General features: G+C 66.3%; 1 protein-coding gene. It reads left to right on the top strand.

Going from position 1 to position 208, the window contains the following annotated elements; all coding sequences use genetic code 11:
• Position 1: 1 nt before the first annotated feature.
• Positions 2–208, top strand: a 207-nt coding sequence (locus IH09_RS38705; RefSeq protein ID WP_404827325.1) for an AMP-binding enzyme, incomplete at its 3' end; no start/stop codon positions are given.

Genomic DNA, 208 nt, shown 5'->3' with positions numbered 1-208 from the left:
GGTGCGGGGTTTCCGTATCGAACCGGGCGAGGTAGAAGCGGTCCTCGAAGCACATCCCGGTGTGGGCCAGGCGGCGGCGGTAGTACGCGAGGACCGCCCAGGCGACAAACGCCTCGTCGGCTACCTCGTCCCCGCCGAATTGGATGCGGAGGAGGGGGTGAGTGGTGAGTCTGCGGTGGAGCAGGTGCGTGAATGGCAGGCGATTTTC

This window comes from Streptomyces celluloflavus (assembly GCA_000720995.1).
In the GTDB taxonomy this organism is placed as follows: Bacteria; Actinomycetota; Actinomycetes; order Streptomycetales; family Streptomycetaceae; genus Streptomyces; species Streptomyces celluloflavus.
Note: the sequence above shows the minus strand (reverse complement) of the source record. Positions and strands in the feature narration are given on the sequence as shown.